Genomic DNA, 9580 nt, shown 5'->3' with positions numbered 1-9580 from the left:
AAAGCGCAAGGGAGGTTCAGATATAGTTTTTGGTTACTACACTTTTTCATCTGAACAACGTACAAAAATATTTAAGCGCCTAGATCAACAGCATTGCTAATAAGCTAATAAACAATGACATAAAATCCGTATGTCTTGAGCAGGGCAAAAAATAGTGCCACCCATAGTTAATGGCATAACGTATAGCCTCCTGCTAAGTTTTGAAAGAGCATTTAACAAGGAGGTTGTAGCCACGGCCTAGAAGAACATTGAGTTGCATCGAAAACACACCTTATTACCATTGTTGCAGCCGTGTAGTTCGGCGAGCCTGATTTTTCGTAAAGAATGTGTGGTGATGATAAGTACACTGGGAAAAACTACGACCACCGTCAAGCTTGGGTAGAGATGCAGATATTGAAGCTTACAGAAGTGTTTGCCATTGATGTCGCTGCGTACGCAGTGATGAGTAATCATCTGCATCTTGTACTTTATATCGATTTATATCAGGTTAATGCATAGTCAGATAGGGATGTTGTAGATCAATGGCATAAGCTATTTAATGCTACTGATTCAACGCAGATATTTGCTAAAGGTGAAGTGATAGATGAACACCTCGTTACTCAGTAAAAATATCAAATAGTTGTCAATATATGCAAGTAAACTAGCCTCAAGAGCGTAACTTCAAGAGCACTTTCATCTGTCAATCTACAGGGTTAATCATCCACGCCTTAAAACTCACTAATCTCTGCTAATTCACTTCTTTTCGAGAATTTATTCGTGCCACTCAGTAGGACATGATTCAAGCTTTTCTTTGATAGACGTCAATCGTTAATATTGCGTTGAAAGCTAGGTATGTTGTTGATGATTAATGGCTGGCTGTTATGCCTTAAACTACGAAGGTTAAGGCACAGGCCTGTAGCGGTGCAAGTGGGTCGGCTTCATTAATGACAATTAATTTTTTTAACTTACGTTGGGATACGGTGAAATAATCTTACTGTCACAATATGGGGATATACTCATGCTTGGGCATTTTTTAGCAGAAATTAATGTGTTGAGATAGGATTATATTTAGGGAGCAAGCCATGCAAGAATTTCGTTATGAATTAGACCGCGAATCGATAGAATCATTACAGTCTCTAATAGGCCAAGAGATTAACTTAATAACTCAATTTGCGAATTTCAATTTTACTCAGCGAAATGTCACATGTTTTCCACCGTTATATTTTAGGAAGCAAGCCAGTTTTGTTGAGCTGACGAACGAATGGAATACCAGCCCTCAAGGGCATGATTTCCATCTTCCAAAGTTTAGGCTAGTGCAGAAACCGGATGACATTGAGTATCAAAGTGATAATGACTCTATCGGCCCATGTTCTGAAATTAAGTTTACGGAAAATGACCGTATCACCATAGAGGCTATAGAGATCCTTCGTCTTAGATGTCGGTGTGCAGTACAAGATGAAACTGAGGTTAGGAAGCTAATTCCGTCAGATGAAGTTGTCATATATGACTGGGGGATCAACATCAGACTCTCGGATGGTTCTTATGCTTCAATTACCACTGAGGATGACCATATTACGGGTGAATTAATAATCTCACCACTGGCTATTGAGGCCTATCATAAAGAAGACATTTGGGTTCAACAGCTTGATATTAGACAAGTATTAACAATTATTTAAGTTGTAATATCAACTAATTGCTTGAAAAGGCAGTGCCAGCCATGGTAAGTGGCAGCGTCATCTATTTAACTTCTTCTTTAGATGACATTAGTAATGATTTTGATGATAATTATGTGAGTAAAAGTAGCGTTGAATCGTACAAGATGGGTGGCTTCTGTCGATATACTAAACGTAATGGTTGGTGAACTGGCTAGTCGTGGTATTACCGGTGGGACGAATATGGACACAGTTTTACATCCAGAAAAGCTAAAACAATATCTAATTCATTAGAAAGCATAAATTGCTAACAAAGCATTTAGGAGTAATCCTCAACGCTTGGCATTCTCGGTTCTATGTCAGCTTAAGTGTTTATGGCACAATGGTTTAAGTATGGTGGTGGCATTGTTCACACCTTAATGCGGCGTTATGCGTATACACAAACTTGTCGTAAGGTGTATGATTCAATTAAGTTTATTGGATAATGAGGTGATGAAATGAAATTAGACGCAATACTGTGGGATTACGATGGAACCCTCGTTAATTCAGTACCCAAGAATATTGATATTACAAAAGCCATTCTATCTATCGTTGCTCCACATTTAACAGGTAACAATTTGCCTAAGTATTTGCTCAGCGAAGATTTTTACCATGAAGCCAATCACGGTGCTAAAAACTGGCAAGAGCTCTATGTTGATTATTACGGATTATCTCATGACGAAATGATCCGAGCTGGCAGTATGTGGGCAGAGCACCAAGAGAAAAATCAAACTGAAGTGACGCTTTTTGATGGTATTAAAAATGTCGTTGAGCAGTTTTCACAACTTCATCATGGTATCTGTTCTCAGAATTCACAAAACAATATTCGTCGTGTACTTAGAGATAATGGAATAGACGCTCCATTTAAAGCGATTATTGGTTACGATGATGTATCAAATGGCAACCAAAAGCCTCATCCATTTGGTGGTATCAAATGTGTGGAATCAATTTTCGGTCATACAAATAGTCAATTGTTAATGTACATCGGTGACCATGAAGCTGATGCCAAGTTTGCCCGTAATCTACAGTCCGCGCTTGGAAATAGTGCCAAGGTGATTTCTGTCGCGGCCGCATATAGTCGTTCTGAGCCTGAAAGTTGGGAAGTTAAGCCTGACTACATTGCAAACAATGTTGAAGATCTCCTTTCTATCATCGGGAAATACGCATAACGAATAAGCATAGGCCGCGCGCAGCCGCGTCCTTATTCCCAAGCCAGATTGATGCCTTTACATAGTAAATAGCGGCGCGAGAGTTCACGCTAGTTTAACATCTGATGTCATTCGTCAAAATTTCACAAGTTACAACGATCCTTTAGCATCGATAGTTAATCATTTTTTATATCATTAACCCCAAAATATCAGCGTATTAACTACCTATTTTCATCCGTCTCCGTCTGTATTTCAAATCTCATACTCATGACCTTTTACATCAAATGCTTATGCGGTTTCCCAGGGGCAATCCTCCTTTAATCAATATACTTTATGGCGCTCCTTACTTTACAGATATTGGGGGTCCTCAGGATTGATTAACGTTTAATAAAATGTCACAGTGTTATGGAATATTGAAGTACTGTAGCCTGTTGGAGTCGAGTTCTAGCGCAGGGCTATTAGAGGAGATAATGAGTAATGAGTAAAGTTATTAGGTGCCTTTTCTGTTTAAGTATAATAATTTCGTCCTTCAGTTCTCATGCGGAATATATCGTTGAGGTGACGCTCGATATTAACGGAATGTACCAAGGAAAGCAGGAGATAGGTTTACAGGAAAGCAAAACCCTGAAAAAAACAGACAACACAGTTTTGTTGTTAATCAGTCAGTCTTATGTGCATGATAATTATGCCACTCTGAATTATACAGTTATTGAATATCTTATATCTGATCCTGAAACACGAAATGAGCTTAAGTTACCCTCTATAAGCACCCTTGTTAATAATGAGGCTAGTCTTTCGTTAGGTGATGACCTCTCCTACAGTGTAACTGTCCGTGAAGTAAATAAATAGTAAGCCCATGACAGCATTTCTGAAAGACTATACCTTTAATCACTGTTTTCAAGCTAAAACAAATACCGCTGCCTTCAAGCTTTCCCTCTTGTTTTGCCACATATAATTAAAGCGTAACGGTTCTAATCAGCAGCGACACTCTTTTTGCCAAATTTTTGCAACAACTAACTAGCGCAATATGTGCGAGATGGTGGCAATTCATTAACCCTAATGCAGCCATACTGAACATGGGTTTACCGAAGTGCTCAAGTGAACCCGTTACCCTTTTTCCTTCATGGCTTGCATGTTAAACTCAAGCACACTTTTATGAATTTTGAATTGACACTATCCTATGAAACAGTTGCTCGACTTTCTGCCTCTGGTTATCTTTTTTGCCGTCTACAAATTTTTTGATATTTACGTTGCCAGTGGCGCATTGATTGCGGCCACCGCATTGCAGCTCATCATTACCTACATCCTGTATAAAAAACTGGAGAAGATGCACCTCATTACCTTTGCAATGGTCACCGTGTTTGGCTCGCTAACCTTGATTTTGCACGATGACTCATTTATAAAATGGAAAGTCACTATCGTGTATGCTCTGTTTGCCATCGCGCTAGTGGTTAGCCAGTTTATGAATAAACCCATTTTAAAAAGCATGCTGGGCAAAGAGTTAATTGTTGCTGACAAGATATGGGCCCATGTGACTTGGTATTGGGTACTGTTTTTTGTGGCATGCTCTCTCGTTAATATCTACGTTGCCTTTAGCCTATCGCAAGAAACTTGGGTAAACTTTAAGGTATTTGGTCTAACCGCTTTGACACTGATCAATACGGTACTCACGGTATTTTATCTCTTTAAAAACATGTCTGAAGAAGATCGTAAGGAACTTAAATAATGTGGTATATGATTTCGTCGCAAGATGTTGAAAACAGCTTAGAAAAACGCTTATCTGTTCGTACAGACCATTTAGCGCGTCTGCAGCTTTTAGCTGATGAGGGCAAGTTACTCATCGCAGGGCCTCACCCCGCTATCGACAGTGAAAACCCAGGCGAAGCGGGTTTCACTGGCTCACTCGTGGTTGCTGACTTCCCCTCACTTGAAGATGCACAATGCTGGGCTGATGCCGACCCTTATATCGCCGCGGGTGTATATGAAAGCGTGGTTGTAAAGCCTTATAAGTTAGTGTTGCCGTAAATAAAAGGAACTCAAAATTGAAGATAGTTTCATTTAATATCAATGGATTGCGAGCAAGACTGCATCAACTGCAAGCTTTAATCGATAGCCACCAGCCTGACGTCATCGGTTTACAAGAAACCAAAGTACATGACGAAGCCTTTCCACTTGCTGATGTAGAAGCAATGGGATACAAGGTGCATTATCATGGCGGAAAAGCACACTATGGTGTGGCCATGTTGTCGAAGGCTGAGCCATTAAAGCTTCAAAAAGGATTCCCAACCGATGAAGACGACGCTCAGCGCCGTATGATCATGGGGACTTTTATGCAGGAAAATGGCCGTCCGCTTACCGTGCTAAATGGCTATTTCCCTCAAGGCGAAAATATTAGCCATGAGATAAAATATCCCGCCAAGCGTAAGTTTTACAAAGACTTAATGGTATATTTAAATGAGTATCACAGTGCTGATGAAGATATTGCCATCATTGGCGATATCAATATATCGCCTGTCGATTTAGACATAGGTATTGGTGAGCCCAATGCCAAGCGCTGGTTAAGAACAGGTAAGTGTAGTTTTCAACTTGAAGAGCGTGAGTGGCTTAAGACCTTAATGGACTGGGGCTTAGTGGATACGTTCCGCGAACTGCATCCAACGCGCACAGAGCGATACTCGTGGTTTGATTATCGCAGCAAAGGATTTGTCGATAACCGCGGCCTGCGCATTGATGTCGTCTTAGCGACCAAATCACTGGCACAGCGTCTGGTTGAATCTGATATTGATTACGACCTACGTGGTATTGAAAAGCCTTCAGATCACGCGCCTATTTGGAGCACCTTTAGTTAATCTAAATGGTGGTTTCAGCTAATAAAAAAATCCAGCAATGATTGCTGGATTTTTTATTATCTGATCAGGCAAAGATAGCGCTGTGGTGTCATTATTGGCAAAGGAACTAACCTTAGTGCAAAGCGACAGCTCTGCTGAGTCAAACTGACCTTTAAGCCTCGCGTTATAAAACTCGTTTATAACATTAGGTGGCTTTAGCCAAAGTATATTGCTTTAACAACTGCTCTAACCCCTGAGAAGCATCATTTAAGTCTGTCGCAAGACTAATTGAATGTTCAGTGGTTTGCTTAATCGTTTCAGCTTGGCCTCGAATATCGTCTAACTGAGAGCCAATTTCCCGAGATGCAACACTTTGCTCTTCAGATGATGCTGCGATTTGTGCACTCATATCGAATACTGTACTGATCGATAACGCCATGTTATCAACATCACTACTCACTGACACGATAGCCTCGCGGCCTTTGCACGCTTGCGATACGATATCGCCAGTAATGCTGCTCAATTTATGTGTACCCGCTTGTAAACCTTCAATCATAGATTGAATTTCAACTGTCGCTTTTTGTGTCCGGCTCGCTAACGTTCTCACTTCATCAGCGACCACGGCAAAGCCTCTGCCCTGCTCGCCCGCTCTGGCCGCTTCAATTGCGGCGTTAAGCGCTAACAGATTAGTCTGTTCTGAAATACCGTTAATGGTGGTTACTACTGCACCAATCTGTGTTGCAGCGTAGGAAAGGTCTTCCACTGAAGCTGACGCTTCTGAAATTTTGCCCGTTAATATACCAATACTCGCTACCGCTTCAGCCAGTTGAACTTTACTGTTTGCCGCCTGAGATGAGTTGGTTTGAGTTTGCTCTGAGGTGCTAGAAGCATTCTGAGACACCTCTTCAACTGCCGCTGTCATCTGCGACATCGCAACCGCGACCGTATCGAGGAACTGATGCTGTGCAGTGGTTAACTTTTCATTTTGACTCGCCTGTTGATGAAACTCACCAGCGGCCTCTGAAAGCGTTTGTGCGTTACGTGCAATTGCAGACACCATTTCACTCATGTTATCTGCGCTACGGTCTATTTCGCGGGCAATTAAGCTGAAATCATCTTTACCAAAAAAGTTAAGTCTAAAACTAAGATCACCATCAGCAAGTCTTTTTATGGCTTGGTACATATCCCACAAGCCGCCACCTAGCGAAGTTGATACCCAATAACTCACAAGATATAACGGCAGTAGACCTAAAAGAGCCAACCAAAGCATGTTATTCATATTTGACAAAGCTGGCTGTTCCCAACGACTCACATTAACCGTGTAGTTAATGAACTCACCGTCAACGGGGGCATTCACGCTAATATTATCATTTGAGCGTTTCGTCTCAGAATTAAAAGCAACACTCAATCCATTTTCGCCGGCAAAATCAGTTAGCGATTGCCCAGTAAGAGATTGGGTCATCGCCATATTGGCATAAGCCTCAACCGTGGCTTGAGCGCGCGCCATTGAAGCGGCTTCAATCTGTTGTTTGCTATTGAAATAGTTTGCTCCGGCCACCATTGCAGTGATGAGCGTAACCATAGTGCAGATAGACCAGAACTTTCCATTTAGACTGAGCTTGATTAATACCGCATCGACTGTTCGAAAATTAATTTGCTTCATCGTAAAATTCCCATGGCCCTTATATTTGACCTTTTATAATGCGTTGATAGACTCACTCGCCCAGTACGGCACAGTGTTGAGTTACTCGCTATATTCAATGTTGAATTATGACTCTTTTGCTGTATTTTCAGCAAATATTGTTTGTAGTTTTTGGGTCAAGCTGATTAGCTGAGTCGTCAGTAGACTCATACTGTAGCCCAGCATCGCGCCCACCAGTAAGGGGGGTAATATTGCCGCTACGTCGCCACCCATTGCAAAGGTGATACAACAACCGATAAATGCGCCGGGTATAAAGGCGAGCTTTTGATAACTTGCTTGTAAACACATGGCAGCCGTTGCGATGCCCGTGAAGGTATAGCCCATAACCGGAGAGACAAAAAAACTGCTTCCAGAAATAATTAGCCAACCCCAAAAGACACCAGAGACATTCGTCGCCATCGCCATCAGCATGCCTTTCACACCCGTTTCGGTTTGTGCAAAAAAAGTGCTACAACCAAGAAAACCTATCCAGGTGACAAGTTGAAATACATCAGCAAAGCCAGCCCATACGGCTGCCAATAATCCTGCTGAAATTGCTATTTGCCAACGATGCTCCATAAAGCCCTCTCTATAACGCGATACACACTTTGACTATGCCGATACACAGTACTTAATATCAAGGTCGCTAAATTACCATCTTTTGTAGGCTAAAAAACACGATCTACGACAAAAAAGCGCTAACAAAGTCGAATCTAGTGCACAAAACAACCGAAAGCGTAACAAATATACAATACTCCGACATACAACTAACCCAATAGGAGTATGAACTCAGCGGTAATAAGAGCCTCAGCAACCGAGTTATTTCAAACAAAATAGCCTTATGCTGATCGAGCTGCGATTGTCAGGCACAAAAAAACATCTACAAACGAGATGTTTTATTCAACGCAGGAGCACTCACAAAGAAACATATTAAAGCCTCAAACTTTTTTCTTGTTCCTGCGTGAAGCGGTTTGCACGCCATTGATCATTTTCCCTAACGCCTTATCTTTGGCTCTTTTCTCCGCCAGTGTCGCGCCATTCAATGCCTGTTCACGCATCAGTTTGCGATAGCTCGTCAGTCGACGTTCCGTCACTATGCCATCATGCAGGGCTGCTTGGACCGCACAACCAGGCTCACTTTCATGACTGCAATCGCTAAATCGGCACTGCTGTGCTAATGCGGTAATTTCACTAAACGTATCACTAACACCTTGTTCGCAATGGCTAAGCTGTAGCTCTCGCATACCGGGTGTGTCCATAAGCAGTCCACCTTGAGGTAACCACTTCAGCGCTCTTGAGGTTGTGGTGTGACGTCCTTTACTATCATCTTCACGCACAGCACGGGTAACTTGCGCGTCAACGCCCATTAAACCATTGACCAATGTTGACTTACCCACACCGGATGAACCTAAAAACGCAATTGTTTTGCCTGTTTGGCAATAGCTCGATAGCGCTTTAAGCGCTTCACTATCGAGCGCGTTAACGGCATGGATCATCATCAACGGATCTAGCTGCTGCACTTGCTGGCGCTTGTCATCCACATCAGCACACTGATCCGCCTTTGTTAATACCACCACGGGATCCACCAGCGCTTCTTTCGCTAGCGCTAGGTAACGTTCAATTCGGCTCAGGTTGAAATCATGATTGAGAGAACAGACAATCATGACACTATCAAGGTTTGCAGCAATGAGCTGAGTCGCCACTTTCGAGCCTGGCGCTTTTCGTTGGAACAAGGACTGACGATCCAAATGGCGATGCACCCGCTGTGAGTCATCAAACAATGCCCAATCGCCAACGCATAGGCGCTCAGCCTGCGCCGAGAGCGTTAATCTCACTTGTCCTTGCTCACTCATCACCACGACGTGACTTCTGTGCTGCTCAACCACACGACCAATACTGAACAGCGATAACTCTTCTAGGCTAAGTTGTTGCTGGAAAAACGGCCGCCAGCCGAGTTGGGTTAATGTCATCGTTGGGTTTTCCATGGTCTTCCTCCATCTACGATTTAGTAGATAATAAGCAATAATTGATATTGTAGCGGCGCTGATGCCACCTTTCAGCTAAGAGTTTCATATTAATGACTTGCTCAACAGTTTAATTGAACAAAAGCGACAGATTGCACGAGCTTATACCGACAATAACGGAGCCTGACGTCCAACGAAAATGTCCAAGTTAAAAAATGCATAAAAAAAGTGCCATTAAGGCACTTTTTATTAGATTTGCTTTGTTGTTATTTATCCTAAAAAGAGATGT

The 9580-nt window shown here is 42.2% G+C and carries 9 protein-coding genes and 1 pseudogene; 7 read left to right on the top strand and 3 right to left on the bottom strand.

What is annotated here, in order from left to right; genetic code table 11:
• Positions 1 to 248: 248 nt before the first annotated feature.
• The 7 genes and pseudogenes from CXF82_RS09680 to xthA all read left to right on the top strand — a co-directional run.
• Positions 249 to 603, top strand: a pseudogene (locus CXF82_RS09680) (transposase); the annotation flags it as partial.
• Between the two features lie 458 nt (positions 604 to 1061).
• Positions 1062 to 1655 (top strand): hypothetical protein, encoded by a 594-nt coding sequence (locus CXF82_RS09675; protein WP_102044096.1) that lies wholly within the window; start codon positions 1062 to 1064, stop codon positions 1653 to 1655.
• Positions 1656 to 2128: 473 nt separating this feature from the next.
• Positions 2129 to 2839, top strand: a complete 711-nt coding sequence (locus CXF82_RS09670; RefSeq protein WP_101089752.1) for an HAD family hydrolase — start codon at positions 2129 to 2131, stop codon at positions 2837 to 2839.
• A gap of 456 nt (positions 2840 to 3295) precedes the next feature.
• Complete coding sequence (locus tag CXF82_RS09665; protein ID WP_102044095.1) at positions 3296 to 3667, top strand: hypothetical protein; 372 nt, start codon at positions 3296 to 3298, stop codon at positions 3665 to 3667.
• A gap of 331 nt (positions 3668 to 3998) precedes the next feature.
• Positions 3999 to 4544, top strand: coding sequence for a septation protein A (locus tag CXF82_RS09660; protein ID WP_101089750.1), 546 nt, complete (start codon positions 3999 to 4001; stop codon positions 4542 to 4544).
• Positions 4544 to 4843 (top strand): YciI family protein, encoded by a 300-nt coding sequence (locus CXF82_RS09655; protein ID WP_101089749.1) that lies wholly within the window; start codon positions 4544 to 4546, stop codon positions 4841 to 4843. The genes CXF82_RS09660 and CXF82_RS09655 overlap by 1 nt, the downstream gene beginning before the upstream one ends.
• 17 nt (positions 4844 to 4860) lie before the next feature.
• Positions 4861 to 5667: an exodeoxyribonuclease III gene (gene xthA, locus CXF82_RS09650; protein ID WP_102044094.1), complete on the top strand. Its 807-nt coding sequence runs from the start codon at positions 4861 to 4863 to the stop codon at positions 5665 to 5667.
• Between the two features lie 184 nt (positions 5668 to 5851).
• Here xthA and CXF82_RS09645 read toward each other — a convergent pair whose 3' ends face one another.
• The 3 genes from CXF82_RS09645 to rsgA all read right to left on the bottom strand — a co-directional run bounded on the left by CXF82_RS09645 (position 5852) and on the right by rsgA (position 9312).
• Positions 5852 to 7309, bottom strand: coding sequence for a methyl-accepting chemotaxis protein (locus tag CXF82_RS09645; RefSeq protein WP_102044093.1), 1458 nt, complete (start codon positions 7307 to 7309; stop codon positions 5852 to 5854).
• Between the two features lie 105 nt (positions 7310 to 7414).
• Entirely contained in the window at positions 7415 to 7906 is a 492-nt protein-coding gene (locus tag CXF82_RS09640; protein WP_101089746.1) for a DUF1097 domain-containing protein, read from the bottom strand.
• A 359-nt stretch (positions 7907 to 8265) separates the two neighbouring features.
• On the bottom strand, positions 8266 to 9312 hold the full coding sequence (rsgA, locus tag CXF82_RS09635) for a ribosome small subunit-dependent GTPase A (RefSeq protein ID WP_102044092.1): 1047 nt from the start codon (positions 9310 to 9312) through the stop codon (positions 8266 to 8268).
• Positions 9313 to 9580 lie beyond the last annotated feature (268 nt).

It is taken from the genome of Shewanella sp. GutDb-MelDb (assembly GCF_002836075.1).
In the GTDB taxonomy this organism is placed as follows: domain Bacteria; phylum Pseudomonadota; class Gammaproteobacteria; order Enterobacterales; family Shewanellaceae; genus Shewanella.
Note: the sequence above shows the minus strand (reverse complement) of the source record. Positions and strands in the feature narration are given on the sequence as shown.